25 protein-coding genes are annotated in these 26,998 nt (G+C 41.8%); 18 read left to right on the top strand and 7 right to left on the bottom strand.

Annotation, left to right across the window (positions count from 1 at the left end; genetic code table 11):
- Nucleotides 1–113: 113 nt before the first annotated feature.
- From hisS to HMPREF0849_RS08830, 9 genes are all read left to right on the top strand, one after another.
- Entirely contained in the window at nt 114–1,394 is a 1,281-nt protein-coding gene (gene hisS, locus HMPREF0849_RS08870; RefSeq protein ID WP_000775856.1) for a histidine--tRNA ligase, read from the top strand.
- Nucleotides 1,395–1,537: 143 nt separating this feature from the next.
- Nucleotides 1,538–1,741 carry a helix-turn-helix transcriptional regulator gene (locus tag HMPREF0849_RS08865; protein ID WP_000916946.1) on the top strand — a complete coding sequence of 68 codons (204 nt, stop codon included), beginning with the start codon at nt 1,538–1,540 and terminating at the stop codon, nt 1,739–1,741.
- Nucleotides 1,741–1,944 (top strand): hypothetical protein, encoded by a 204-nt coding sequence (locus HMPREF0849_RS08860; RefSeq protein ID WP_001046117.1) that lies wholly within the window; start codon nt 1,741–1,743, stop codon nt 1,942–1,944. The genes HMPREF0849_RS08865 and HMPREF0849_RS08860 overlap by 1 nt, the downstream gene beginning before the upstream one ends.
- A complete protein-coding gene (locus HMPREF0849_RS08855; protein ID WP_001206592.1) occupies nt 1,941–2,291 on the top strand; it encodes a PspC domain-containing protein in 351 nt (116 codons plus the stop codon). The genes HMPREF0849_RS08860 and HMPREF0849_RS08855 overlap by 4 nt, the downstream gene beginning before the upstream one ends.
- Before the next feature lie 18 nt (nt 2,292–2,309).
- Nucleotides 2,310–3,044, top strand: a complete 735-nt coding sequence (locus HMPREF0849_RS08850; protein ID WP_000730203.1) for a DUF3169 family protein — start codon at nt 2,310–2,312, stop codon at nt 3,042–3,044.
- Nucleotides 3,045–3,053: 9 nt separating this feature from the next.
- Complete coding sequence (locus tag HMPREF0849_RS08845; RefSeq protein ID WP_000771221.1) at nt 3,054–3,695, top strand: CPBP family intramembrane glutamic endopeptidase; 642 nt, start codon at nt 3,054–3,056, stop codon at nt 3,693–3,695.
- A 17-nt stretch (nt 3,696–3,712) separates the two neighbouring features.
- Nucleotides 3,713–3,931: a hypothetical protein gene (locus tag HMPREF0849_RS08840; protein ID WP_000832174.1), complete on the top strand. Its 219-nt coding sequence runs from the start codon at nt 3,713–3,715 to the stop codon at nt 3,929–3,931.
- A gap of 151 nt (nt 3,932–4,082) precedes the next feature.
- A complete protein-coding gene (aspS, locus tag HMPREF0849_RS08835) occupies nt 4,083–5,846 on the top strand; it encodes an aspartate--tRNA ligase (RefSeq protein WP_000830909.1) in 1,764 nt (587 codons plus the stop codon).
- Nucleotides 5,824–6,765: a YitT family protein gene (locus HMPREF0849_RS08830; protein ID WP_000806297.1), complete on the top strand. Its 942-nt coding sequence runs from the start codon at nt 5,824–5,826 to the stop codon at nt 6,763–6,765. The genes aspS and HMPREF0849_RS08830 overlap by 23 nt, the downstream gene beginning before the upstream one ends.
- Nucleotides 6,766–6,798: 33 nt before the next feature.
- Here the strand turns inward: HMPREF0849_RS08830 and HMPREF0849_RS08825 are convergent, their stop codons facing one another.
- The 5 genes from HMPREF0849_RS08825 to HMPREF0849_RS08805 form a co-directional block, all read right to left on the bottom strand.
- A complete protein-coding gene (locus HMPREF0849_RS08825) occupies nt 6,799–7,785 on the bottom strand; it encodes a LacI family DNA-binding transcriptional regulator (RefSeq protein ID WP_001145435.1) in 987 nt (328 codons plus the stop codon).
- 9 nt (nt 7,786–7,794) lie between these two features.
- Complete coding sequence (locus HMPREF0849_RS08820) at nt 7,795–8,595, bottom strand: DUF1189 domain-containing protein (protein ID WP_000938239.1); 801 nt, start codon at nt 8,593–8,595, stop codon at nt 7,795–7,797.
- 180 nt (nt 8,596–8,775) lie between these two features.
- On the bottom strand, nt 8,776–9,618 hold the full coding sequence (locus HMPREF0849_RS08815; protein ID WP_001065651.1) for a sugar ABC transporter permease: 843 nt from the start codon (nt 9,616–9,618) through the stop codon (nt 8,776–8,778).
- A 1-nt stretch (nt 9,619) separates the two neighbouring features.
- Nucleotides 9,620–10,912: a sugar ABC transporter permease gene (locus HMPREF0849_RS08810; RefSeq protein WP_000414946.1), complete on the bottom strand. Its 1,293-nt coding sequence runs from the start codon at nt 10,910–10,912 to the stop codon at nt 9,620–9,622.
- Between the two features lie 124 nt (nt 10,913–11,036).
- Entirely contained in the window at nt 11,037–12,305 is a 1,269-nt protein-coding gene (locus HMPREF0849_RS08805) for an extracellular solute-binding protein (RefSeq protein WP_000095456.1), read from the bottom strand.
- A gap of 473 nt (nt 12,306–12,778) precedes the next feature.
- Here HMPREF0849_RS08805 and malQ point away from each other — a divergent pair, with 473 nt between their 5' ends.
- The 3 genes from malQ to HMPREF0849_RS10725 all read left to right on the top strand — a co-directional run bounded on the left by malQ (nt 12,779) and on the right by HMPREF0849_RS10725 (nt 17,000).
- Entirely contained in the window at nt 12,779–14,296 is a 1,518-nt protein-coding gene (malQ, locus tag HMPREF0849_RS08800) for a 4-alpha-glucanotransferase (RefSeq protein WP_000747324.1), read from the top strand.
- A 22-nt stretch (nt 14,297–14,318) separates the two neighbouring features.
- Nucleotides 14,319–16,577, top strand: coding sequence for a glycogen/starch/alpha-glucan family phosphorylase (gene glgP / locus HMPREF0849_RS08795; RefSeq protein ID WP_000937132.1), 2,259 nt, complete (start codon nt 14,319–14,321; stop codon nt 16,575–16,577).
- A 216-nt stretch (nt 16,578–16,793) separates the two neighbouring features.
- Nucleotides 16,794–17,000, top strand: a complete 207-nt coding sequence (locus HMPREF0849_RS10725) for a hypothetical protein (protein ID WP_009013759.1) — start codon at nt 16,794–16,796, stop codon at nt 16,998–17,000.
- 110 nt (nt 17,001–17,110) lie between these two features.
- On the opposite strand, the gene HMPREF0849_RS08785 is transcribed toward HMPREF0849_RS10725, so the two are convergent.
- Nucleotides 17,111–17,959, bottom strand: coding sequence for a putative RNA methyltransferase (locus tag HMPREF0849_RS08785; RefSeq protein ID WP_001095534.1), 849 nt, complete (start codon nt 17,957–17,959; stop codon nt 17,111–17,113).
- Nucleotides 17,960–18,110: 151 nt separating this feature from the next.
- Here HMPREF0849_RS08785 and HMPREF0849_RS08780 point away from each other — a divergent pair, with 151 nt between their 5' ends.
- The gene (locus tag HMPREF0849_RS08780) at nt 18,111–18,389 is read left to right on the top strand and encodes a DUF6110 family protein (protein WP_000910910.1); all 279 of its coding nucleotides are present in this window, start codon (nt 18,111–18,113) and stop codon (nt 18,387–18,389) included.
- Between the two features lies 1 nt (nt 18,390).
- Nucleotides 18,391–20,451 (top strand): heavy metal translocating P-type ATPase, encoded by a 2,061-nt coding sequence (locus tag HMPREF0849_RS08775; RefSeq protein WP_000008776.1) that lies wholly within the window; start codon nt 18,391–18,393, stop codon nt 20,449–20,451.
- Between the two features lie 77 nt (nt 20,452–20,528).
- On the opposite strand, the gene tyrS is transcribed toward HMPREF0849_RS08775, so the two are convergent.
- Nucleotides 20,529–21,785, bottom strand: a complete 1,257-nt coding sequence (tyrS, locus tag HMPREF0849_RS08770) for a tyrosine--tRNA ligase (protein ID WP_000546908.1) — start codon at nt 21,783–21,785, stop codon at nt 20,529–20,531.
- 140 nt (nt 21,786–21,925) lie between these two features.
- Between tyrS and pbp1b the strand changes: the two genes are divergently transcribed.
- The 4 genes from pbp1b to HMPREF0849_RS08750 form a co-directional block, all read left to right on the top strand.
- Nucleotides 21,926–24,424 carry a penicillin-binding protein PBP1B gene (gene pbp1b, locus HMPREF0849_RS08765; protein WP_000664447.1) on the top strand — a complete coding sequence of 833 codons (2,499 nt, stop codon included), beginning with the start codon at nt 21,926–21,928 and terminating at the stop codon, nt 24,422–24,424.
- A gap of 77 nt (nt 24,425–24,501) precedes the next feature.
- Nucleotides 24,502–25,419: a DMT family transporter gene (locus HMPREF0849_RS08760; RefSeq protein ID WP_009013758.1), complete on the top strand. Its 918-nt coding sequence runs from the start codon at nt 24,502–24,504 to the stop codon at nt 25,417–25,419.
- Between the two features lie 78 nt (nt 25,420–25,497).
- Complete coding sequence (gene dapD / locus HMPREF0849_RS08755; protein WP_000127459.1) at nt 25,498–26,196, top strand: 2,3,4,5-tetrahydropyridine-2,6-dicarboxylate N-acetyltransferase; 699 nt, start codon at nt 25,498–25,500, stop codon at nt 26,194–26,196.
- 67 nt (nt 26,197–26,263) lie between these two features.
- Nucleotides 26,264–26,998 (top strand): amidohydrolase (locus HMPREF0849_RS08750; protein WP_009013757.1); only part of this gene is annotated, 735 nt, incomplete at its 3' end.

Below are 26,998 nucleotides of genomic sequence, written 5' to 3'. Positions count from 1 at the left end.
GGCAAGTTTTTGATGAATTTTCTGAAAAGACTCTCTTGCGATTTTCTCCTCTCACTGTTTTAATCCCTCTATTTATGGTAAAATAAGACTATTAAGTTTAAAGAGGATTCCCTATGAAATTACAAAAACCAAAAGGAACGCAGGATATCTTGCCTGCTGAATCTGCCAAGTGGCAGTACGTTGAGGGCTTTGCCCGTGAAATTTTCAAGCGCTATAACTATGCAGAAGTGCGCACACCTATTTTTGAGCATTACGAGGTCATCAGTCGCTCTGTCGGAGATACAACGGATATCGTAACCAAGGAAATGTACGATTTTTATGACAAGGGTGACCGCCATATTACCCTCCGTCCAGAAGGAACTGCGCCCGTTGTCCGCTCTTATGTGGAAAATAAACTCTTCGCACCAGAAGTGCAAAAGCCAAGTAAGTTCTATTACATGGGCCCTATGTTTCGTTATGAGCGTCCACAGGCAGGGCGTTTACGCCAATTCCACCAGATTGGTGTTGAGTGTTTTGGCTCTAGCAATCCAGCTACCGATGTGGAGACCATCGCTATGGCAGCTCATTTCTTGAAAGAAATCGGTATCCAAGGTGTCAAATTGCATCTTAACACTCTTGGAAATCCTGAGAGTCGTGCGGCTTACCGTCAAGCCTTGATTGATTATTTGACACCGCTCAAGGAGACCTTGTCTAAGGATAGCCAACGTCGTTTGGAGGAAAATCCTCTCCGTGTCTTGGACTCTAAGGAAAAAGAAGACAAGGTGGCAGTAGAAAATGCACCGTCTATCTTGGATTTCCTTGATGAAGAAAGCCAAGCTCATTTTGATGCTGTCCGTCAGATGTTGGAAAATCTTGGAGTAGACTATATCATCGATACCAATATGGTACGTGGTCTGGACTACTACAACCACACCATTTTCGAGTTTATCACTGAGATCGAGGGTAATGACTTGACAGTCTGTGCGGGTGGTCGCTACGATGGCTTAGTTGCTTATTTTGGTGGTCCTGAGACTGCTGGATTTGGATTTGGTCTTGGTGTAGAACGTCTACTTCTCATCCTTGAAAAGCAAGGGGTGGCCCTCCCTATCGAGAATGCCCTAGATGTTTATATCGCAGTCTTGGGTGAAGGAGCAAATGTTAAGGCCTTGGAATTGGTACAAACCCTTCGCCAACAAGGATTCAAAGCAGAGCGTGATTACCTCAACCGGAAGCTCAAAGCTCAGTTCAAGTCAGCCGATATCTTTGCGGCTAAGACCCTCATCACTCTCGGAGAGAGCGAAGTCGAAAGCGGACAAGTGACAGTTAAGAACAACCAAACACGAGAAGAAGTGCAAGTGTCGCTTGATGCTATTAGCCAAAACTTCTCAGAAATCTTTGAAAAATTAGGCTTTTAATAGTAGAAAAACTGGTCAGGACCTTACTCCTGACCGTTTTCTTTTGCAAAATGACAAAAATCATAAACTTTTTGACAAATATACTTGTCAAAAAGAAAAAGATGTGTTACAATGTAAGCAAGTTAAGAGTGAAGGAGAAAGGAATGCTTAAAAATCGTTTAAAAGAGCTTCGGGCTCGCGATGGTCTCAATCAAACCGAACTGGCCAAGTTAGCAGGAGTTTCCAGACAGACCATTAGCCTACTAGAACGGGATGAATATACCCCGTCCATTGTGATCGCCCTGAAGATTTCGCATATATTCAATGAACCAGTCGAGTCAGTCTTTCGCTTAGAGGAGGATGAGTGATGAACAAGTATAAAGTGATTTATTATCTATCTATAGTTGTGTTTATCGTTAATCTTTTGGCTATGATCGGAAGCCTATTTGGTTGGTTTACAATTGTTGAAAGTAAATATCTCTTCTGGATTAACATAGTTTTACTATTAGTCTTTAGATGGGTAGAGAGAAAAATAAAATTCAAAAAGGTTGAAAAAGGAGAAAAGTCATGAGAGAGTTTTTAGCAGGTTTTCAAATCGATACTGAGCACAAAGAACTTTCGGGTGTTTGTGCAGGTTTAGGAAATTATTTTAACATTCAAGCCAATATCGTTCGTTTGGTGACAGTCTTGCTGTTTCTCTCTTCGACAGAGATTGGGATTATAACAGTAACTCTCTATGCCTATCTAGCAGGTTGGCTTGGGAATGAACCCTTGGGAGATGGAGCAAAAAAAGCTAGAAATCAAGTTATTCTCTTACTTGCTGTTTGTTTGATTTTGGTGTCACTTGGAACAGAAGGCTTAACAGCTATTTATGAATCAGGTAAAGTGTTTGGTCAGTGGTTAGTTGGATTGGTTTAGTTTAGAAAGAGTATGAATATGAAAAAGAAACGTGGATTGTTATTTTTAATGGCTGTTATCTTGGGAGGCTTCTTGGGCATGTTTGCAGGGATGTTTAAGGCCTATACCGAAAACTACGGAACCATTTTAGATGTCAAAACCGTGACTCCATGGATATCATCTATTTGTTTACTGTTAGGTTTCATTAGTATGTTTTTGACTTTCGATTTCTTAAAGAAAAGCAGAAAATTTCACTCCTTGTATCAAGAGGAAATGGATGATGATCTGAATGAAACCTATTATGTACAAATGTATCGTAATCTCGAGTTTGGAACTATTGCTTTTAATAGTGCAGGCGTAGCGATTTTTTTGGCTCTTTTCATCTCAGGTAGTGAAGTAATTGTACTAAATATCAGCTATATAACCTTATCTCTTTCTTTTTTGGCATTAGTGATGATTTTCAGTGCTCAAAAATATCTCTATAAGACCATTGCGATCGTTCGTCAGTTTGATTTGGAATTCTTCTCTACACCAAAAGATGTCTTGGACTATATAAACTCCTACGATGAAGGGGAGCGCAAGGCTAATTTAGAACAGAGTTTTCGAATTTTATTCCAATTAAACCAGTATGTCTTGCCAGCTCTCTATTTTCTAATCGTTCTCTTTTCCTTACTGACAGGAGAGATTCAGTTACTAGCCTTCTTGCTTGTAGGAGCGATCCATATTTATATCAATGTGATGCAATTACCTATGGTAAAACGTTATTTCAAATAGGAGTCTTTTATGAAACTACTTAAAAATCTTGGCTGGTTTCTTCTAGCTGTTCTATCCTTTTTCTTTGGCTATGGTCTGGTTCAGAGTATGGCTTTATCAGCGCTTGACCTAGGGGCTTCAATCTTTGGAGTCTTGCCACTTTATGTTGTCCTGTCAGGGGCCTATGTTTATGGAGTTTACAGATGGTATCAGACAGAAAAGGTTAGCATCCAGACGACGGTTTTTAATCGTTATATCTGGTTGCCTACTCTGGTTTTGCTAGTGGCGATTACAGCCCAGTTCTTTTTGCCAGAAGATCCGTCAGTCAATCAACAAATCGTATCTCAACTGACAGTCGCACAGCCTGTATTTGGTTTCTTTATGGTGGTAGTCTTTGCTCCTCTGACGGAAGAACTCATCTTTAGAGGGATGTTAGCGCGCTATCTCTTTCCTAAGCAGAACAACGGCAAACAGACAGCTCTGTTTCTCCTCGTATCGAGTGTGCTTTTTGCCTTGATTCATTTTCCAGGGACTTTACAACAGTTTTTAGTTTATGCTAGTCTGGGATTGAGTTTGGGTCTGGCTTATGTGAGTCGAAAAGGTCTTCTTTACAGCATTTCTCTCCACGCTTTGAATAATTTAATCGGCTTTTTGATGATACTCATGCTATAATAGAGTCAGGAGGTCACATGAAACGAGTAATTTTATTAGCAGTGATACAGGCGGTCGTTCTCTTCTTTATCATCGGGGCACTTGCCTATGCCTTTAAAGGCGATTTCTTTTACAACTATCTAGCAATTGTCTTTGCGCCTATTGCAGGTGTTTTGCGTTTTGCTTCGGCTTATGCAACGGAGATTGTTCTACCTAAAAAGGCAGCTGAGATTGCTGAAAAGCGTAAAAAAGGTTAAGAATCATAATCAGAGAATCCGATGACGTTTTCATCGGATTTTTTGTCTGTTTGTTTTGATTCCTAAAGACAATCAAACTTTTCTGCTGATTTTCATGAAGAGCCTGCGCTTTTATGGTAAAATAGTAACAGAATAAAAGAGGAGAGAAAACATGAAACGTAGTATGTATGCTGGTCGTGTTCGTGAGGAACACATCGGACAAGAAATGACCTTGAAAGGCTGGGTTGCCCGTCGTCGTGATTTGGGCGGATTGATCTTTATCGACCTTCGTGACCGTGAAGGAATCATGCAGCTGGTTATCAATCCAGAAAAAGTTTCAGCTGAAGTCATGGCAACAGCAGAAAGCCTTCGTAGTGAATTTGTTATCGAGGTGACGGGTCAGGTTGCTGCACGTGAGCAGGCCAATGATAAGTTGCCAACTGGTGCAGTTGAATTGAATGTGACAGCTTTGACAGTGTTGAATACAGCCAAAACAACACCATTTGAGATTAAGGATGGTATTGAGGCCAATGACGATACACGTTTGCGTTACCGTTACCTTGACCTTCGTCGTCCAGAAATGTTGGAAAATCTTAAACTTCGTGCTAAGGTGACTCATTCTATCCGCAACTACTTGGATGAGTTGGAATTTATCGATGTGGAAACACCATTCCTTTCTAAATCAACACCAGAAGGAGCGCGTGACTATTTGGTGCCATCTCGTGTTAATAAAGGGCATTTCTATGCTCTTCCTCAGAGCCCACAGATTACCAAACAGCTCTTGATGAATGCTGGATTTGACCGCTATTACCAAATCGTTAAATGTTTCCGTGATGAAGACTTGCGTGGAGACCGTCAGCCTGAGTTTACCCAGGTCGACTTGGAAACGTCATTCCTTAGCGAGCAAGAAATCCAAGATATCACAGAAGGCTTGATTGCGCGCGTGATGAAAGAAACCAAAGGCATCGAAGTAACACTTCCATTCCCTCGTATGAAGTATGATGACGCGATGTCTCTTTATGGTTCTGATAAGCCAGATACCCGTTTTGACATGTTGCTTCAGGACTTGACAGAAGTTGTCAAGGGTGTTGATTTTAAAGTCTTTTCAGAAGCACCTGCCGTTAAAGCCATTGTGGTCAAAGGGGCTGCGGACAACTACTCACGTAAAGACATCGACAAGATGACCGAAGTAGCCAAACAGTACGGTGCCAAAGGTCTTGCTTGGGTCAAGGTAGTTGATGGAGAATTAAATGGACCGGTTGCCAAGTTCTTAACTGGGATTCAAGCAGACTTGACTGCAGCACTTGCTCTTGAAGACAAGGATTTGGTTCTCTTTGTGGCGGATACGCTTGAAGTGGCGAATGCAACACTAGGTGCCCTTCGTGGCCGTATTGCCAAAGAGCTTGGTTTGATTGATAACGATAAGTTCAATTTCCTTTGGGTGGTTGACTGGCCAATGTTTGAATGGTCTGAAGAAGAAGGCCGTTATATGAGCGCCCACCATCCATTTACCCTTCCGCAGGATGAAACAGCTCACGAATTAGAAGGTGATTTGGCTAAGGTTCGTGCCATTGCTTACGATATCGTCTTGAACGGTTATGAGCTTGGTGGTGGTAGTCTTCGTATCAACCAAAAAGACCTTCAAGAACGCATGTTTAAGGCTCTTGGTTTCTCAGCTGAAGAAGCCAATGACCAGTTTGGTTTCCTTCTTGAAGCCATGGACTATGGTTTCCCACCACACGGTGGTTTGGCTATCGGTCTTGACCGTTTTGTGATGCTCTTAGCAGGAGAAGAAAATATTCGTGAAGTCATTGCCTTTCCTAAGAACAATAAGGCAACAGACCCAATGACTCAAGCTCCCTCAACAGTCGCTCTCAAACAACTAGAGGAACTCAGCTTACAAGTAGAAGAAGATGAAACAAGCAAAACGAATTAAGCGGTGGCGCTATTATCTGCGCCGCTTTGCTTATCAGATAAAAATCTTACGAGTTTTACAAAGTATCTCTCGGGAAAAATACGATGAGAAAGTATCGGCTTCTCTGGTTTATGGCTTTCTGTCAGCAGTAGCAGTCAATTTCTTTTTTCAACCAGGGCACGTTTACTCCAGTGGCGCGACAGGTCTGGCACAGATTATCTCTGCCTTGAGTAATCACTGGTTTGGTTTTTACATTCCGATATCGCTAACCTTTTATGCTATCAATTTTCCGTTGATGATTTTGGCTTGGTATCAGATTGGGCATAAGTTTACAATCTTTACCTTTATCACAGTATCCATGAGTTCCCTCTTTATCCAGCTTGTGCCAGTTATGACCCTGACAGAGGATCCCATCATCAATGCCCTTTTTGGGGGTGTTGTCATGGGCTTGGGGATTGGTTTTGCGCTCCGTAACAATATTTCTAGTGGAGGTACAGATATCGTCAGTCTGACCATTCGAAAGAAAACGGGTAAGAATGTCGGTAGTATTTCTTTCCTGGTAAATGGAACCATCATGCTGATAGCAGGTTTGACCTTTGGTTGGAAATACGCCCTCTACTCCATGATTACTATCTTTGTCTCCAGTCGTGTGACAGACGCGGTCTTTACAAAGCAAAAACGTATGCAGGCCATGATTGTGACCAATAATCCTGATAAAGTAATTGCAAAAATTCATAAAAAATTGCACCGCGGAGCAACTATGATCCACGATGCAGAAGGAACCTATAATCATGAGAGAAAAGCAGTCTTGATTACGGTTATCACACGAGCAGAGTTTAATGATTTTAAACACATCATGAAACAGGTCGATCCGACAGCCTTTGTCTCTGTATCTGAAAATGTCCACATCCTCGGACGATTCGTAGAAACAGACAATTAATAATACTCAAAAGACCAGCCTTGGGGCTGGTCTTTATTTTTCGATAATTTTGTGTCCAATCAACTGGCGGTAACAAATCTGTTTATTGTTTTTAGCATCGTTGATGATCTGGAGAATGGTTTCAAAGGAAACGCGCCCAAGTTCCAGACTATTGATATCCACATAAGCTACGAGGTCAAGTCGAGGATTGACAGAGTCGAAACTCAAGACAGGAACAGTTAACTGATGCTTACTGATGTAGTCACAAACCCCTTCTGCAAGGAGACTATCGGTTGTGATGATAGCGTCAATCTGCGGATCGTGATTGAACAGAAGTTCACTGAACTGATAACCTTTTTCTTCTAGAAATTCGGTCGCAAAGTAGGTTAAGTTGGTATCCATCGGAAGTTGGTGTTGTTTGAGTGCAGACTCATAGCCAGTTAGACGATCTTGCGTTACGAAGAGTCGCTTTGTACCCCCGATAAAGGCAATTCGTTTGCATCCTTTTTTGATGAAATACTCTGTCGCATCAAAGCCAGCTTGTACATTGTCATTATCAACAAGAGGGATAAAGGGTGAAGTTGATTTTCCGAGGATGAGGAAAGGAAACTGTTCTTCCACTACGAGTTTCACCAGTGGATCTTCTTCTTGAGCGTAGAGGAAGATCAGGCCATCGACACGTTTCCCGTAGACCATTTGAGAAATGGCATTGAGACGCTCCTTCTCATCTTTACCCGTTGCAATCTGAATAGCGTAGTGGTTCTCAGACGCGACTTGGGCGATACCACGAAGGACAGATGGGAAGAAAGGATTTTGGTAAAAGGCATCCGAGTCGTCAGGGAGCACCAAGCCGATAACTTGAGTATAGCTACTTACCAAGCTACGAGCATTGAGATTGGGATGGTAGTTGAGTTCCTTCATAGCCTTGCGAACTCGTTTTTTGGTTTCATCACTAATCGTTGATTTGTTTTGAATAACGCGGGTTACAGTTGAAGGTGAGACACCTGCAGCCTTGGCCACATCTTTAATCGTAACGGGCATAAAAATCTCCTATTTATGATAATCTGGATCGCGGTAATGTGTCTTGTAAAAAATAGTGACCAGATAAAGAACAAAAAGAATGTTTTGTACAGTGATAAGCGTTGTCATATTTTGGCCAAAAAGTCCCAAAATAAGCGTAATCAGAGTGGGTAATCCTAAACAGTTCAAGATAAAATGGTAGCACTCTTTAAAAGTCCTAAATGAAAAGAGGCGTGATTTTTTGGTGATATAAAGGAGGAGACTAGCTCCAAGAGAGACAATGAAGAAATTCAATCCAAAGAGGAAGCTAGCACCAAGAACGAGAAAGAGACTGATATAGACCCGATTTTGTTGGTACCAATCTTTAGAAATGGCCTGGGTTAGATCTTCCTTACTCTGGAAACTCTCCGTTTGAATTGCGTGGTAGCGAATGCGAGTTAGTTCCTTACTTTCCTTACTGATGACGAGTTCTTCCGTATCAAAATGAAGTTGCAAGTCCTTTGGAAATTCTTTGATTTGGCTCGGGCCAATCAAAAGAGAAGGCTGCTGATTCTTCGTACCTGAGTAGTTCAGCTTTCCATCAATGATTTGTGCATTCTCTGACAAGTCCATGATGGCTTCATCTGTCAGTGGAGTGTAGACATTATCGATAAAGGTATCCAGTGGATACGTCTCCTGAGAGCTGTTTTGAATGGCAATTGGAACCATAGACAAACTGATGAGGAAAATGCTCGTAAAGAGAAGCTGAAACCAGTTGAGGCCGAAACGTTTTGAAAGGGGCTTACGAAATCCCCAGATACTAGAGAAATACGAGAATGGATATGGAAGCATAGGCATCTTTCTAAAAGTGTTTTCTATATGAGTATTATTATATAGAGAAATGTGCTTTATTTCAAGTCTAGGAAATCAATTATGTATTGAAAGAGGGTTTCAATAAGATTTGTAGAAGGGTGTCCAATCTTGTAGCTTTAGCAACAAGCTCCAAAATGAAAAAAGGGTGGCGGGGATAGATTATCCCTTGTCGCCACCACTTGTAAGTCCTGAAACAAAGTTCTTTTGTAAGAAGAAGAAGAGAATACAGATTGGAAGGGCGATGAGGATAGCACCTGCTGAGAAGTAGGCAATCTTCAAGTTCTTCACATTGCTAACGAAGGTTTGGAGACCAACGGCAACTGTAAAGTATTCTTTCTCACGAAGCAAGAAACTAGAGAGGATATAGTCTCCGAAAGGTCCCATGAAGGCCCAGAGGGCTTGTACCGCAACCATTGGGCGAACAAGAGGGAGGACGATTTGCCAGAAGCGACGGAAGTGTCCTGCACCATCAAGTTTTGCTGATTCATCAAGAGACATTGGTACGGTATCAAAGTAACCTTTCATCAACCAAGCGTTCATAGGGATACCACCACCGACATAGAGGAAGATGAGGAACCAGCTATGGTTAAGGGCGTTCAACATAAGTGCCATAACGAAGAAGGCGGTCAAAGCAGCCATAGTTGGCACCATTTGGATGATCAAGAAGAAGACCAAACTTTGTTTTCGAGCCAAGAAGTTGTATCGGCTGTAGGCATAACCAGCAAGTACGATGATGCTGGTTTGGACAGCCATGGTAATCAAGGCGATGATCAAGGTATTGAGATACCAAGTGCCGTACAAGGTTTCAGTGAAGAGTCCTTTAAAGTTATCAAAACTAAAATCGACGTTACCATCTAGTTTAAAGGCTACGACGTTACCAGACTTGAAGGCTGACATAATGGTAATCAAAAGTGGATAAATAATGACGATTGATAAGCCAATCAAGTAGAGGTAAGTGAGGGTTTGAGTCAGTCTACGTTTGAGTTTGATTGAGTTATTCATCTTAGACGTCCTCCATATCAAATGCGTGTAGTTTCTTGAATGCAATCATAGAGATAGAGATGACAATGATGGAGATAATCAAAGTAACAGCTGCCGCCATAGAGTATTGTGGGGCTGTACCTGTTGTCAAACGGTAAATCCATGAAATCAAGATATCAGTTGAACCGGCTCCACCACCAACACTACCAGGTCCTCCACCATTGAAGAGGTACATGATAGAGAAGTTGTTAAAGTTGAAGGTGTATTGGCTAATCAATGTTGGAGCTGCAACAGCCAAGATCATTGGGAAAGTGATGTTGCGGAATTTTTGCCAAGCATTGGCACCATCGATGTAAGCCGCTTCGTAGAGGTCGTTAGGAATAGACTGCAAGATACCCAAGGTCAAAACGTAGATGTATGGGAAACCTAGCCAACCTTGCATCATAATCAAGGCAATCTTAGTCCAAGTCGGATCGGTTTTCCAAGGGATAAGAGCCCCATCTAGGAAAGGAAGGACCTTAGACAAAAGAGGCAAGACTTGGGTGTTGATAGCACCAACACTATCATTAAACATGTTTGAGAATGTCAAGATAGTGATGAAGGCTGGAACTGCCCAAGGAAGAAGGAAAATAACACCAAAGATACGTTTTCCTTTGATAAATGGTTGGTTGGCAATGATTGCTGTAAAGATACCAATGACAATCTGCAAAGTAGAAGCAGATAGAGCCCAGATAATGGTCCAAGAAAGAACGGAACCAAAGGCTGAACGGAAGGTACTCAAACTCCAGATGTTTGTGAAGTTCGTTAAACCAACCCAGTCCAACAATTTGTTTGGTGGCAAGTGTTGGAAGTCGTAGTTGGTAAAGGCAATCATCAAGGTTACGATAACAGGGAAGATAATTGCAAATGTCATCGCTACATACGATGGGATGATTAAAAGGTATGGGAATCCATTTTCATAAATGCCTTTAATCATGTCCTTGAAGGTACGAGCTACGGGAATACCGTTGTTGATACGTTTAGCAGTCGTATGTGCATCCTTGATATTAAAGATGTAAAAGAGCAAGTAAACGACAACAAAGATAGAATGGAAAGCACCACGAATCAGCATGAAAAGGGAATTGTCACGACCAGGTTTGTCACCAAGTGTGATCAAATTGCTCAATTCAGGGGTTGCAAGTGTTAGAAAATACAGAACAAATAAAACAGTAACACCAAGGAAAATAAATCCTTTAGCTTTTTGTTTGTTATAGATTTGTCCTAAACCAGGAATGATTGACAGCAAGGCTGCTTTGCGAGGCTGTTGTTTTTCCATGATTACTCCTTTCATAGGATGCGAGTTTAAACTCGGATTCAATCGTAAGATACGTACATCTGATAAGAAGCATATCTATAAATTCAAAGGGGGATTTTGCTTCCACCCCCCTTGAACAATTCAATTAGTTACCAAATTTTTGTTGGATTGTTTCCTTGATCAATGTTACAGCATCGTTAGCAGCTGTTTTCGCATCTTTCTTACCACTTACAGCATCAAAGAGCATAGTTTTCGCTGGATCCCAAACTGTTGACATTTGTGAGATGTTTGGCATTGGTTGAGCGTTCTTGAACTGTTTGATAACAGCTGTAGTCAACTCATCGTTTTTGCCTTCAGCATAAGTACGAGCCTCAGTGTTAGCTGGGATTTCGTTCGTTGCATCGTAGAATGCTTTTTGTTGTTCAGTTGAAACTAGGAAGTCTACAAATTTTTGAGCGCCTTCAAGGTTCTTAGTGCTTGATGGGATGATCCAAGCTTTACCACCACCGAATGCTGCGTAATCTTTACCGTTTGGAAGAGTTGGGATAGTCGCAACACCGTAGTTTACTTTAGCATCTTTAAAGGATTGAGCTTTCCAAGGGCCATCGATGATAGCAGCTGTTTTACCTTCTTGGAATTGAGTTTGAATCAAGTTACCAGCACCTTCAGTATCTTGCATACCTTTAGGCCATTTTTCGTACCAAGATTTAGCGTATTCGATACCTTTGATTGCTCCGTCGTTTGCAAGACCTATATCTTTAGGATCTTTACCATTTTGACCGAATACATAACCACCGTTACCAGCAAGGAGTCCGTATGCGTAGTAGAAGTTTGTCCAGTCAGCTAGGAAGGCAGTAGTTTTGCCATCTTCACCAGCGAAGGCATATTTGCTATCTTTAGCAAGGTTTTCCAAATCAGCAAAAGTTTTTGGAGCTTCTTTTAGCAAGTCTTTGTTGTAGTACATTACGAGAGACTCGATAACGGCTGGAGCACCATAGACTTTACCACCAACAGTTACAAGAGATTTAGTAGTATCGTCTGTTTTCGCACCATCACTAAGAGTTACTTCTGAAAGTTGTCCGTCAGTACCAAGGCTACCTACACGGTCGTATGGAGCCATCATAACATCAGGAGCTTTACCAGATTGGTTGTCAAGTGAAAGGTTATCAAGACCACCCATTTGGTCTCCTGTTTTGATCGTAACTTTTACGCCAGATTCTTTTTCGTAAGCTTTTGCAGCTGATTCAGCGAAGGCTTTATATTGGTCTTCAACGTAGAAAGTGATTTCTTGTGCTTCTGAAGAGCTAGTATCAGCTGCTTTGTCAGCAGATTTGCTTCCGCAAGCTACCAAGAGCAAGCTAGCGAGAGTAGCAGTTCCGAGCACAGCAGCGCTCTTCATGAATTTAGATGACATAGTGTATTCCTCCTAAAGAATAACAGTATAATTTATTTAGAAAACGCAAACGTTTTCTTTTATGAGCCTAGTATAGCACAAATAGAAAACGGTTGCAAGCTTTTTTAAAAAGTTTTTTAAAAAAATTTTAAGGTTTCAAACATTTGTTAAAGCCCATATATAGGAAAGAACTTAAAATATTTATTTTTTTTGAATTGAAAATATATTAGGAAAACGATTGCGTAAATTTGGCTCGGTTTTTCAGAAAATAAAGCAGATATTGGGAATGAAATATCTTAAATCAGAAAATCTTTAAAATTTTTTCGCTCATTTCATAAAATATCAGTGGCAACAAGTTTTGTTTGATTAAAATAATTCAAAAAAATTTTTTAAAAACGCTTGCATTTGTTTTTGAAATGCGTTATACTTAAATTAACGCAAACGTTTGCGCCTTAATTGCGCAACGTTTTATAACAAACACATGAGGTGCTATTATGAAAAAACGTCAAAGTGGTGTGTTGATGCACATCTCTTCTCTGCCAGGAGAATACGGGATTGGATCATTTGGGCAGACTGCCTATGATTTCGTTGATTTCTTGGTTCGTACGAAGCAACGTTACTGGCAAATCCTCCCTCTTGGGACAACAAGCTATGGAGATTCTCCATACCAATCATTCTCAGCCTTTGCTGGGAATACGCATTTTATCGACCTTGATATCTTGGTAGAGCAAGGCTTGCTCGAAACCAGTGATCTTAAAGGTGTTGACTTTGGTAGCGATGCATCTGAAGTTGACTATGCGAAGATTTATTACGCACGTCGTCCACTTTTAGAAAAAGCAGTTAAACGCTTCTTGGAAGTGGGTGATGTCAAAGATTTTGATAAGTTTGCTCAAGATAACCAATCTTGGCTCGAACTCTTCGCAGAGTATATGGCTATCAAAGAGCATTTTGACAATCTTGCTTGGACAGAATGGCCAGACGCAGATGCTCGTGCGCGTAAAGCTTCAGCACTTGAAAGCTACCGTGAGAAATTGGCAGACAAGTTGGTTTACCACCGTGTGACTCAATACTTCTTCTTCCAACAATGGTTGAAATTGAAAGCCTACGCTAACGACAACCACATCGAAATTGTTGGAGACATGCCTATCTACGTTGCGGAAGATTCAAGCGACATGTGGGCAAATCCACATCTCTTCAAGACAGATGCCACTGGTAAAGCAACTTGCATCGCAGGATGCCCACCAGATGAGTTTTCTGCCACTGGTCAGCTTTGGGGAAACCCAATCTATGACTGGGAAGCAATGGACAAAGACGGTTACAAATGGTGGGTTGAACGCTTGCGCGAAAGCTTCAAAATCTACGATATCGTTCGTATCGACCACTTCCGTGGTTTCGAATCTTACTGGGAAATTCCTGCTGGTTCCGATACAGCGGCACCTGGTAAATGGGTGAAAGGTCCAGGCTACAAACTCTTCGCAGCCGTTAAGGAAGAGCTTGGTGAGCTAAACATCATCGCAGAAGACCTTGGTTTCATGACAGATGAAGTCATCGAGTTGCGTGAACGCACTGGATTCCCAGGAATGAAGATTCTTCAATTTGCCTTCAATCCAGAAGACGAAAGTATCGATAGCCCACACTTGGCACCAGCTAACTCAGTTATGTACACAGGAACACATGATAACAATACGGTCCTTGGTTGGTACCGTAATGAGATCGACGATCCAACTCGCGAGTACATGGCGCGCTACACGAACCGTAAAGAGTACGAAACAGTGCCACACGCAATGCTTCGCACAGTATTTTCATCTGTTAGCTTCATGGCAATTGCAACTATGCAAGATTTGCTAGAACTAGATGAGGCGGCTCGCATGAACTTCCCATCTACTCTTGGCGGAAATTGGTCATGGCGTATGACAGCAGACCAACTCACACCAGCTGTTGAAGAAACTTTGCTTGACTTGACTACAATTTATCGCCGAATTAATGAAAATTTGGTAGAATTAAAGAAATAAGACAATATCAGGAGACACAAAAATGTTACCATTAAAAGAATTTGTACAAAAGCGTTACAATAAAACCATTGCAGAATGTAGCAATGAAGAGCTTTACCTTGCTCTTCTCAACTACAGCAAGCTTGCTAGCAGTCAAAAACCAGTCAACACTGGTAAGAAAAAAGTTTACTACATCTCAGCTGAGTTCTTGATTGGTAAACTCTTATCAAACAACTTGATTAACCTTGGTCTTTATGACGATGTGAAAAAAGAACTTGCAGCTGCAGGTAAAGAGTTAATCGAAATCGAAGAAGTAGAATTGGAACCATCACTTGGTAACGGTGGTTTGGGACGTTTGGCTGCCTGCTTTATCGACTCAATCGCTACACTTGGTTTGAATGGTGACGGTGTTGGTTTGAACTACCACTTCGGTCTTTTCCAACAAGTTCTTAAAAATAACCAACAAGAAACAATTCCAAATGCTTGGTTGACAGAGCAAAACTGGTTGGTTCGCTCAAGCCGTAGCTACCAAGTGCCATTCGCACACTTCACATTGACATCTACTCTTTACGATATCGATGTACCTGGTTACAAGACAGCTACTAAAAACCGCTTGCGTTTGTTTGACTTGGATTCAGTTGATTCTTCTATCATCGAAGATGGTATCAACTTTGACAAGACAGATATCGCTCGCAACTTGACACTCTTCCTTTACCCAGACGACAGCGACAAGCAAGGTGAATTGCTCCGTATCTTCCAACAATACTTCATGGTTTCAAACGGTGCACAATTGATCATCGACGAAGCAATCGAAAAAGGAAGCAACTTGCATGACCTTGCGGACTATGCAGTTGTACAAATCAACGATACTCACCCATCAATGGTGATTCCTGAATTGATCCGTCTTTTGACTGCACGTGGTATCGAACTTGACGAAGCGATCTCAATCGTTCGTAGCATGACTGCCTACACTAACCACACCATCCTTGCTGAAGCCCTTGAAAAATGGCCTCTTGAATTCTTGCAAGAAGTGGTTCCTCACTTGGTACCAATCATCGAAGAATTGGACCGTCGTGTGAAGGCAGAATACAAAGATCCAGCTGTCCAAATCATCGACGAGAGCGGACGTGTTCACATGGCTCACATGGATATCCACTACGGATACAGTGTTAACGGGGTAGCAGCACTCCACACTGAAATCTTGAAGAACTCTGAGTTGAAAGCCTTCTACGACCTTTACCCAGAAAAATTCAACAACAAAACGAACGGTATCACTTTCCGTCGTTGGCTCATGCATGCTAACCCACGCTTGTCTCACTACTTGGATGAGATTCTTGGTCACGGTTGGCACCATGAAGCAGATGAGCTTGAAAAACTCTTGTCATTCGAAGATAAGGCTGCTGTTAAAGAAAAATTGGAAAGCATCAAGGCTCACAACAAACGTAAATTGGCTCGTCACTTGAAAGAGCACCAAGGTGTTGAAATCAATCCAAACTCTATCTTTGACATCCAAATCAAACGTCTTCACGAGTACAAACGTCAACAAATGAACGCTTTGTATGTGATCCACAAATACCTTGACATCAAGGCTGGTAACATCCCTGCTCGTCCAATCACAGTATTCTTTGGTGGTAAAGCAGCTCCTGCCTACACCATCGCCCAAGACATCATCCACTTGATCCTTTGCTTGTCAGAAGTCATTGCAAATGACCCAGCAGTAGCTCCACACTTGCAAGTGGTTATGGTTGAAAACTACAACGTTACTGCAGCAAGCTTCCTGATTCCAGCATGTGACATCTCAGAACAAATCTCACTTGCTTCTAAAGAAGCTTCAGGTACTGGTAACATGAAATTCATGTTGAACGGAGCTTTGACTCTTGGTACTATGGACGGAGCTAACGTGGAAATCGCTGAATTGGTTGGCGACGAAAACATCTACATCTTTGGTGAAGATTCAGAAACTGTTATCGACCTTTACGCAAAAGCAGCTTACAAATCAAGCGAATTCTACGCTCGTGAAGCCATCAAACCATTGGTTGACTTCATCGTCAGCGACGCTGTTCTTGCAGTAGGCAAGAAAGAACGCTTGGAACGTCTTTACAACGAATTGATCAACAAAGACTGGTTCATGACTCTCCTTGACTTGGAAGACTACATCAAAGTCAAAGAGCAAATGCTTGCTGACTACGAAAACCGTGACGCATGGTTGGATAAAGTCATCGTTAACATTGCCAAAGCAGGATTCTTCTCATCTGACCGTACAATCGCTCAGTATAATGAAGATATCTGGCACTTGAACTAAGATACAAAATTTATACTAATCGCTTTTTTGAATGATGTGGATTTTAGCCAATCAGGTCTAAAAAGAGATAAATCATAGATACGTTGAAGTTTTAGAAATACTGCTTTTTACTGTATTTCAGTCTCATGATTCTTCGTAGTTGATGGCCTCGTATTTCTTGTATCCGCTTATAATTTGTATTATAATAGCATTGTGGTGAAGAAAGAAGGTGTTTTTATGTGGAAAAAATATTTTTCAAAATATAAATGGACTGATTTATTTTGGATACTATTTGTGGTTTTGTCATCACTCTCGATGGGGAATCGTACTCTTTTTCCACTTACCCATCAAGAAATCTCTTATCATGGGTGCTATTTGGGGATTACACTTGCCTCATTTCACTTATTATTCATTGATAAATTTGTCATTTCGAATCGAAAATAAATGGAGAGGTTAAAATTTTTTCCACTTTTCGGATAGACAGTTGAAAAATCGCGATTTAAACCCACACCTCAAGAAGAGGTGCGGGTTTTTGTCTTATCTGAAAGTTTTAATTACAGTGCTTTCCCAACTAGAATCTCTGCTTCAATGGTAATCTCTGTCAGTTGGCTCCAGTCAATCTTGGTATGGTCAACGTGAAAGAGTAAGGGCGTCATGGCAAGCAGGGCTTGGCGTTGCTCAGCCGAGATAGGTTTTGTTAAGGAAGCAATCTGACTAGATTGGATACTGAAATGTTCCTGGAAATGTTCTTTGATATCTTGGTTGGAATAATCCTTCTTTGTCAGCTGGTCCTGCACCATTTGACGGATTTCTTTGAGGTGATTTTCAGTTGGGATGACCTTGATCAAAATACCGTCTTTGGATAAAACGCGACGGAATTCCCCATAGTTGGCAGGCGAGAAGATATCAAGCAGGATATCCATGCTGGCGTCTTTTATAGGAAGACGAGCCAGGTCGCCGACAAACCAGTTGACCGCCCAGTTTGGTTCGCTCTTGGCAGCGATTTGAACGGAATCTTTTGAAATATCAAAGGCGTAAAAGGTTTTGTCAGAGTGACTTTCTTGGAGCTTGCGAGAGTAGAAACCTTCGCCACAACCGATATCCAAGACTGTTTTTGCGGATGGATTAGTTGTTAGTAAGTCCGAGATACCTTCTAAAATAGCCTGATAAAAACCAGCTTCAAGAATTTGCTGGCGGTTTTGGAAGTTTTCCTTGTCGTAGTTGGCAGATTGCTTGATTTGCGGAGCCAAGTTGACATAGCCGAATTTTGCCAGATCAAAAGAATGGCGGTTGCTACACTTGAGGCTAGACTCTACCAAGGCCAGATTTTCTTGGCAGATAGGGCAGGAAAAGGCAGTCGCAGAAGCAAAACGCTGAAGTTTGGGTTTGAGGTTTGTATTCATAGTTTAAGTGTATCAAAAGAGGCAAATGAAAGCAACTTTAGAAATAAGTAGATGGGAGATTCAGTAGAAATAAAACTAATTCTCCAATTTATAGAATAAAATTGCTTTTATATCTAAATTTCTATATAATAATGATAAGGAGGAAATAAGTATGTTAAAAGAAGTATTAACCGTTGCAAAAGTTGCGAAAAAATCATCACTCTTTTTGGGTGGTGTCGCATTTGGTACCCTTGGTTTGAAAATCTTGGCAAGTAAGGAAGCTAAAAAAGGTTATTCTAAAGCTTTGGCTAAGGCTTACAAGTTGAAAGACGGGCTAGATGCATCTGTTTCTGTTGTGAAACAACATGGAGACGATGTCTTGCAAGATGCCAAATATTTGTACGAGCAAGAGAAAAAAGAAGAGCAATTAGATAGCCTTATAGGAGAATAATATGTCTTTTAAAGTGCTACATAGAGGATACCAACATATCCGACTATCATCTTCTTTTTCACTCACCTTGGATATTCAAGACTATCTTCGTTCCTTGGCGAGAGATGAAAAGGGGATTGAGTCTATCCAGTTTTACATGGATCAACAGCACTTTACTCTACGCATAAAAGAAGGCTTTTCTGTATTAGATAATGCAGAAGCCTTTTTAAAAAGAATTGATAAAGGGAAAGTTTCTGAGTTGATGACTCTTCCCATTCGTAGAGAAGAGAGTGCTTATTCTATTGTTTCAGGTGCAGCGATTAAGCGTGTACTTTTTCGTAGTTTTGTGCCGTATCCTATTCGCTATATATGGACTTGTTATCAGGCTTTGGGTTATATTAGAGAAGCCTATCAAACACTAGCGCGTAAGGAACTAACGATGGAAGTCTTGGACTGTTCGGCGATTTTATTGTCCTTGTTTATGAACCAATCCAAGACAGCTAGCAATATCATGTTTATGCTTGATTTGGGGAATCATTTAGATCAGTGGTCTTTGAAAAAAACTGCAACAGATTTAGAACAAAGCCTTCTTGCAAAAGAGAGCGACGTATTCTTAGTACAGGGCGATACGGTTGTTAGTATCAAGAGTTCCGATGTTCAAATAGGAGATGTCTTGGTCCTATCTCAAGGAAATGAAATTCTGTTTGATGGACAAGTAGTTTCAGGTTTAGGTATGGTCAACGAAAGTTCCTTGACGGGAGAGAGTTTTCCAGTTGAAAAAAGAGAGTCTGATTTGGTTTGTGCAAATACAGTATTAGAAACTGGAGAGTTACGCATTCGTGTAACCGATAATCAGATGAACAGCCGGATTTTACAACTGATTGAGTTAATGAAGAAATCTGAAGAAAACAAGAAAACGAAACAACGCTATTTCATCAAGATGGCGGATAAGGTCGTCAAATATAATTTCTTGGGGGCTGGGCTAACTTACCTATTAACAGGTTCTTTTTCTAAGGCTATTTCTTTCCTATTAGTCGATTTCTCCTGCGCTTTGAAAATCTCTACTCCTGTAGCTTATTTGACAGCTATCAAGGAGGGGTTGAACCGTGAAATGGTGATTAAGGATGGAGATGTTTTGGAGAAATATCTGGAAGTTGATACTTTCTTGTTTGATAAGACGGGAACAATCACAACTAGCTATCCGATAGTTGAAAAGGTGTTACCTTTTGGAGACTATAGTGAGGAAGATATTCTCAGAATCAGTGCCTGTCTTGAGGAACACATTTATCATCCTATTGCTAATGCCATCGTCAAGCAAGCTGAGATAGAGGGGATTGAACATGAGGAAATGCATGGGAAACTCCAATATATCGCAAGCAAGGGGATCAAATCTCATATAGATGGCCAACCAGTTCTTATTGGGAATTATGTCTTGATGCAGGATGAGCAGATTCATATCAGTTCAGAACAAAATGCTTTAATTGAAGAGTACAAGAGTCACTACAATCTCTTATTCTTGGCTTATCAGAATGAATTGATTGGAATGTTCTGCATTCATACTCCTTTGAGAAAAGAAGCAAAAACAGCCTTGGATAAACTTAAGGCACAGGGGAAAAAATTGATTCTGGCAACAGGGGACACCTTGGTTAGGACAGAGGAATTAGTCAAAGATTTGCCCTTTGATCAGGTATATACAGACTTGAAACCTGATGGGAAATTTGAGTTAGTAGAGGAACTGCAGAAAGCAGGTCACACTATTTTGATGGTTGGAGATGGATTGAATGACTCAGCGGCTCTAACCCTATCAGATATCGGTGTGGTGATGAATGAGAGTGCAGATATTTCTAAGCAGATGAGTGATATCTTATTGTTAGATAATCGTTTGGATTTCTTCCAAGAGTTGGATTCGCTATCATCATCTTTGCAAACACTCATTAAGAAGAATATTCAAGATACCGTTGTCGTAAATAGTAGTTTGATTGGCTTTGGCTTGTTTAACTGGCTCAGTCCTTCAAATCTCTCTATCTTACATAATCTAACAACCTTACGCATTGTACTGCGTAGCCTGTCTATTAAGGGATAGGTGGGGACTATTCACAGCAAAAAGGAGTTACCTTTCTCGAGGGTAACTCCTTTGTTTATAGGTAAATGTTGAACAATTTAGTAAGTCAATACGAAGTATTTTTTCTTCCCGCGGCGGATAACAGTTAGTTCGTTTTCTAACTTATCTGCACCACTCAAGACATAGTCAAGGTCTTGAATGCGGTCGCCGTTGACGTAGATAGCTCCATTTTGAACATCTTCACGGGCTTGGCGTTTTGAGTTAACAACACCAGATGACACAAGGAGTTCTACGATATTGTGGTTTTCGTCTGCTTGTACTTGGTAGTTTGGCACTCCACGAAGTCCTTGTTTGAGTTCTTTAACAGAAAGATTTTTGATGTTTCCTGCAAAGAGTTGCTCAGTGATGTTAAGTGCTTCTTTGTAGGCTTCTTCTCCATGGACAAGTGTTACGACTTCACGAGCCAAGACTTTTTGAGCCAAGCGTTCGTGTGGCGCAGCCTCAAACTGTTTGCGGATGTCTTCAATCTCATCAAGTGACAAGAAAGTAAAGATTTTCAAGAAGCGAACAGCATCGGCATCCATAACATTCATCCAGAATTGGTACATTTCGTATGGAGAAGTCTTTTCAGGGTTGAGCCAAACAGCGTTTCCTTCAGATTTACCAAATTTCTTACCAGTTGCGTCTGTAATGAGTGGGACAGTGATGACGTGACCAGTCTTGTCAGCCTTACGACGAAGCAATTCGGTACCAGCTGTCATATTTCCCCACTGGTCAGAACCACCGATTTGTAGGGTTACGTTGTGCTCTTGGTTAAGGACGTAGAAGTCATATCCTTGCATGATTTGGTAAGCAAACTCAGTGTAAGAAATCCCTGTCTCTATCCGTTTTTTAACAGACTCCTTACTCATCATGTAGTTGACAGTGAAGTATTTTCCGACGTCACGGAGGAAGTCAATGAAGCTGATGCTGCCAAACCAGTCGTAGTTGTTGACCATGACAGCCTTATTTTCGCCATTTTCAAAGTCAAGAAAACGAGAAAGTTGTCCTTGGATAGACTTGACCCAGCCCTCTACTGTGTCTTTTGTTTGGAGACTACGCTCAGCATCTTTGAAGGACGGATCTCCGATGAGACCTGTAGCACCGCCAACGAGCGCATAAGGTTTGTGACCTGCTAATTGCAAACGACGACTGGTCAAGATTGCGACAAGGTGACCTAGGTGAAGGCTGTCAGCAGTTGGGTCGTAGCCAGTATAATAAGAAACTTGACCTTCTTCTAGGGCTTTACGCAAAGCTTCTTCATCAGTCGTTTGAAAAATCAAACCACGCTCTTTTAGCTCATCAAAAATGTGCATGTGTCTTTTCTCCTTTATAAAATATTGTTTCTACCTATTGTATCACAAACTCGGACAATAGCCTAGTGGAATAGGGAAGAAAGTGGCTATTTTATTGAAAGTTTCCCTTTTATGGTATAATAGAGAAAGCGAGGACATTCATGAAAGAAAGAATTAATGAATTAAAAACAAACATGCTGCATTTTTTCCAGCAACTAACTGCCAAATGGAAGAAAAGACTAGCAGAAAAACTAGCTAATAAGAAAACCAGTAAAAAGGGGACCTCTTCTGACAAAGTTAGAAGGGCAGGGTCTATTTTTGCTAAGGTTTTGAGTGGGTTTAAAATAGTTTTTAACACTCTCTTTATCCTAGGTTTTATCGGTGGACTGTTTAGCGCTGGTGTGGCTATGGGTTATGGAGTCGCTCTATTTGACAAGGCCCAGGTCCCTCAAGCAGAAGAGTTGGTCAAGCAAGTGAAGGATATTGCCTCCATCTCAGAAATCACTTATTCTGACGGCAGTACCATTGCCTCGATCGAGGGTGATTTGTTGCGCACTTCAGTCGCTTCAGATGCTATATCAGATAACCTTAAGAAAGCCATTGTTGCGACAGAGGACGAGCATTTCAATGAACACAAGGGAGTTGTGCCTAAGGCCGTTATTCGTGCGACCTTGGGAACCTTTGTCGGTCTAGGTTCGTCTAGTGGTGGTTCGACCTTGACCCAGCAGGTCATCAAGCAGCAAGTGGTGGGGGATGCTCCAACTCTAGCTCGTAAGGCCAAAGAGATTATTGATGCTCTAGCTTTAGAACGGGCCATGGGTAAGGATGAGATCTTGACAACCTACCTTAACATAGCTCCTTTTGGTCGCAATCATAAAGGCCAAAATATTGCAGGTGCCCAGCAGGCTGCAGAAGGAATCTTTGGGGTCAATGCTTCGGATTTAACGGTACCTCAAGCTGCCTTTATCGCAGGGTTGCCACAGAGTCCAATCAGTTATTCTCCTTATGAATCTGATGGTAGCATGAAGAGTGATGAGGACATGGCTTTGGGGATTAAGCGTGCCAAGGATGTACTCTACAATATGTATCGGACAGGAGCTCTAAGTCAGGAAGACTACGATAAGTACAAAGATTATGACTTTAAGAAAGATTTCCTACCATCCGGTAGTGTTAGTGGTACTTCGCGTGACTATCTCTACTATGCAACCTTGGCAGAAGCTACTGACCGCATGTACGACTACCTCGTCCAACGAGATAATGTCTCTGCGCAAGAATTAAAGAATGAGTCCATTCAGAAATCCTATCGTGATTTAGCCGCTAAGGAAATTGAAAATGGTGGATATAAAATTACGACAACTATCAATAAAAATGTTCATGCTGCGATGCAAAATGCGGTTGCGACCTACGGCTATCTGCTAGATGATTCGACAGGCCAGCCTGAGGTGGGGAATGTCCTCATGGACAACCAAACGGGAGCTATCCTTGGATTTGTTGGTGGTCGTAATTATCAAGAAAATCAGAACAATCACGCTATCGATACCAAGCGTTCTCCAGCTTCAACCACGAAACCTATATTGGCCTATGGTATCGCTATTGACCAAGGTTTGATGGGGAGTGCAAGTATTTTATCAAACTATCCTACCAACTTCTCAAACGGGAATCCCATCATGTATGTCAATAGTCCTGGTACGGGCATGATGACATTGGGAGAAGCTCTTAACTACTCATGGAATATCCCAGCCTACTGGACGTATCGTACGCTTCGAGAGAAGGGTGTTGATGTCAAAGGATATATGGAAAAAATGGGTTACGAAATCCCAGAATATGGGATTGAAAGTTTACCGATGGGTGGGGGGATTGACGTTACAGTTGCCCAGCATACCAACGGGTATCAAACTCTGGCCAACAATGGAGTTTACCATAAGAAACATATGATCGCGAAGATCGAGTCAACGGATGGCCGATTGGTATACGAGCACAAGGATGAGCCTGTCCAAGTTTATTCAAAAGCGACAGCAACCATTATGCAAAGTCTCCTTCGGGATGTTATCTCGTCTCGGATTACTTCAAGTTTCCAGACGGATTTGACGACTATTAATCCATCCCTAGCTCGTGCTGACTGGATCGGAAAAACTGGTACGACCAATGAAGATGAAAATATGTGGCTCATGCTTTCTACACCTCGCTTGACTTTGGGTGGCTGGTTAGGTCACGATGATAACCGACCACTAGCCAAAGGAGCAGGCCACTACCGTAATGCCAACTATATGGCCCACTTGGTCAATGCTATCCAACAAGCTGAGCCTGGAATATGGGGGAATGAGCGCTTTAATCTGGATCCAAGTGTGACCAAGTCACAAGTTCTCCGATCTACAGGGCAAAAACCAGGCAAGGTTTCCATCAATGGAAAAGAAATAGAAGTTTCTGGATCAACAGTAACGAGCTACTGGGCGACTAAAGAAGGCGCCCCAGTGACCACCTATCGCTTTGCTATTGGAGGAAGCGATGCAGATTATCTGAACGCATGGAAGAATATTCTAGGAAGCATTCCAGCAGTGACTCCTCCAAGCTCAAGTTCAAGCAGTAGCTCTGGAAGTTCAAGTTCGAGTGGCAATACTCAAAGTGGTTCATCAGGACGTTCACGTCTATTTAATCGTTAAAAAAGAGTAGTGGCAAGGTTAGTAATTTCTCCTTGTTGCTACTTTTTTCTTTGTTGGTTTCGTGTTACAATAATAATATGAATCATTATCAGAAAAAGATTGTTAAGGGGACAGTATACTCGCTACTCTCAGGCCTAATCTGGGGGATTTGTGGGATTTTAGGAGAGTATTTTTTCACTCATTATCCAGTGTCTTCTGGATGGATTACTTCTATGCGTTTACTAGTGGCAGGGAGTTTGGTTTTAGGTTTATCTGCTTTTCAGTTGCGTAGCCGCTTGTTGGACATCTGGCGTGATAAGAAAAATTATCTACCTTTTTTAGCCTATGCTATTCTAGGTATTTTTTCTGTGCAGTTTTTCTTCTATCTCTGCGTTGAGTATTCCAATGCGACGACGGCGACCATTTTGCAATTTATCAGCCCAGTTTTTATCCTGTTTTACAATCGAATCATTTACCAGAAGAAGGCTTCGATTACAGCTGTTTTTTATGTTTTGATTGCCATGCTAGGTGTTTTTTTGATGGCTACGAAAGGGGATTTGTCCCAATTATCCATGACTCCTTTGGCTCTAGTGACAGGTTTGCTCAGTGCAGTAGGGGTCATGTTTAATGTTATCCTTCCCCAACGCTTTGCACGGCGCTACGGATTTGTTCCGACTGTTGGTTGGGGGATGATTCTGGCAGGGCTCTTTAGTAATTTCCTCTACCCTATTTATCAGATAAGTTTTCAAGTGGATCTGGTAAGCGTGCTGATTTGTCTGACGATTGCCGTGTTTGGTACTGCTTTTGCCTTCTTCCTATCTATGAAGGCTGTGTCCCTCGTTTCCCCGCTGGTTGTATCGGTGGTGAGTGCCAGCGAACCGCTCTCTTCAGCTTTATTAAGTGTTCTTTTTCTGGGATTGGTTATGGATGGTTTTTTGGCCTTGGCTATGGTGTTGATTATCGTTCCGATGATTTTCTTATCTGTAGAAGAAGCAAAACAAGCCCAGCAAAGATAATTATTTGATAGTTGAGGCTTCAAATTTGAAGCCTTTTTTGGTAGAATAGGTATCATTATAACGAACCAGGAGGCACCTATGACTGCTACAAAAATGAACGCTCAAGAAATTATCCAATTTATCGCCAATGCTGAAAAGAAAACCAGTGTCAAAGTAACCTTTGAAGGCCAACTCGCAACTGCTGTCCCTAGCTCTGTTGTCAAACTAGGCAATGTTCTTTTTGGAGATTGGAAGGATATCGCTCCGCTTCTTGAAGGTTTAGTAGAAAATCAAGATTATGTTGTCGAGCAAGATGCTCGTAATTCTGCAGTTCCTTTGTTAGATAAGCGTGCTATCAATGCTCGTATCGAGCCAGGTGCTATTATCCGTGACCAGGTTGAAATTGGTGACAATGCTGTTATCATGATGGGAGCTGTTATCAATATCGGTGCTGAAATCGGTGCTGGAACCATGATTGACATGGGTGCCATCCTTGGTGGCCGTGCTATCGTTGGGAAAAACAGTCACGTTGGTGCAGGTGCAGTTTTGGCAGGTGTGATTGAGCCAGCTAGTGCTGAACCAGTCCGTGTTGGAGACAATGTTCTTATCGGTGCCAATGCAGTGGTGATCGAAGGAGTTCAAATCGGCAGTGGTTCAGTTGTTGCAGCAGGAGCTATTGTTACCCAAGATGTCCCAGAAAATGTAGTGGTAGCAGGCGTTCCGGCTCGTATCATCAAAGAAATTGATGCCCAAACCCAACAAAAAACAGCGCTTGAGGATGCGCTTCGTACCTTGTAATTGTAAAAGTAAAAAAGAGGCGGAACCCTTTTTCCAGCCTCTTTCTGCTATATAGGAGGATAGATAGATGTTAGATTTGATTCAGACTCGACGAGATTTGCACCAGATTCCAGAGATTGGCTTGGAGGAGTTCAAGACACAGGCTTATTTGTTGGCTGTGATTGAGAAATTGACTTCGGGTAAGGACTTTGTTCAAGTTCGTACGTGGCGGACAGGGATTTTGGTCTATTTGCAGGGAAGCCAGCCGAAGCGGACCATTGGTTGGCGGACAGATATTGATGGCCTGCCTATTGTCGAACAAACGGGACTGCCTTTCGCTTCTCGGCACCAAGGTCACATGCATGCTTGTGGCCATGATTTTCATATGACTATTGCCTTAGGCTGTCTCGAACGCGCCCTTGAGGAGCAACCCAAGAATAATTTGCTCTTCCTATTTCAGCCTGCTGAAGAAAATGAAGCTGGTGGGATGCTCATGTATGAGGATGGTGCTTTTGGAGACTGGTTGCCAGACCAGTTTTATGGACTCCATGTTCGTCCGGATCTGAAGGTCGGCCAGATTGCGACCAATACACACACTCTCTTTGCAGGGACTTGTGAGGTGAAGATTCGTTTCAAAGGAAAAGGAGGACACGCAGCCTTTCCACATGAAGCCAATGACGCCTTAGTGGCCGCTAGTTACTTTGTGACCCAGGTACAGTCAGTTGTCAGCCGCAATGTCAATCCAATCGAAGGAGCAGTGGTGACCTTTGGAGTGTTCCAAGCTGGAACAACCAACAATGTACATTACAGACACAGCCTTTCT

It is taken from the genome of Streptococcus sp. C300 (genome assembly GCF_000187645.1).
Classification (GTDB): Bacteria; Bacillota; Bacilli; order Lactobacillales; family Streptococcaceae; genus Streptococcus; species Streptococcus oralis_CQ.
The sequence above is the reverse complement of the archived record's forward strand: the minus strand, read 5'-3'. Positions and strand labels throughout refer to the sequence as shown.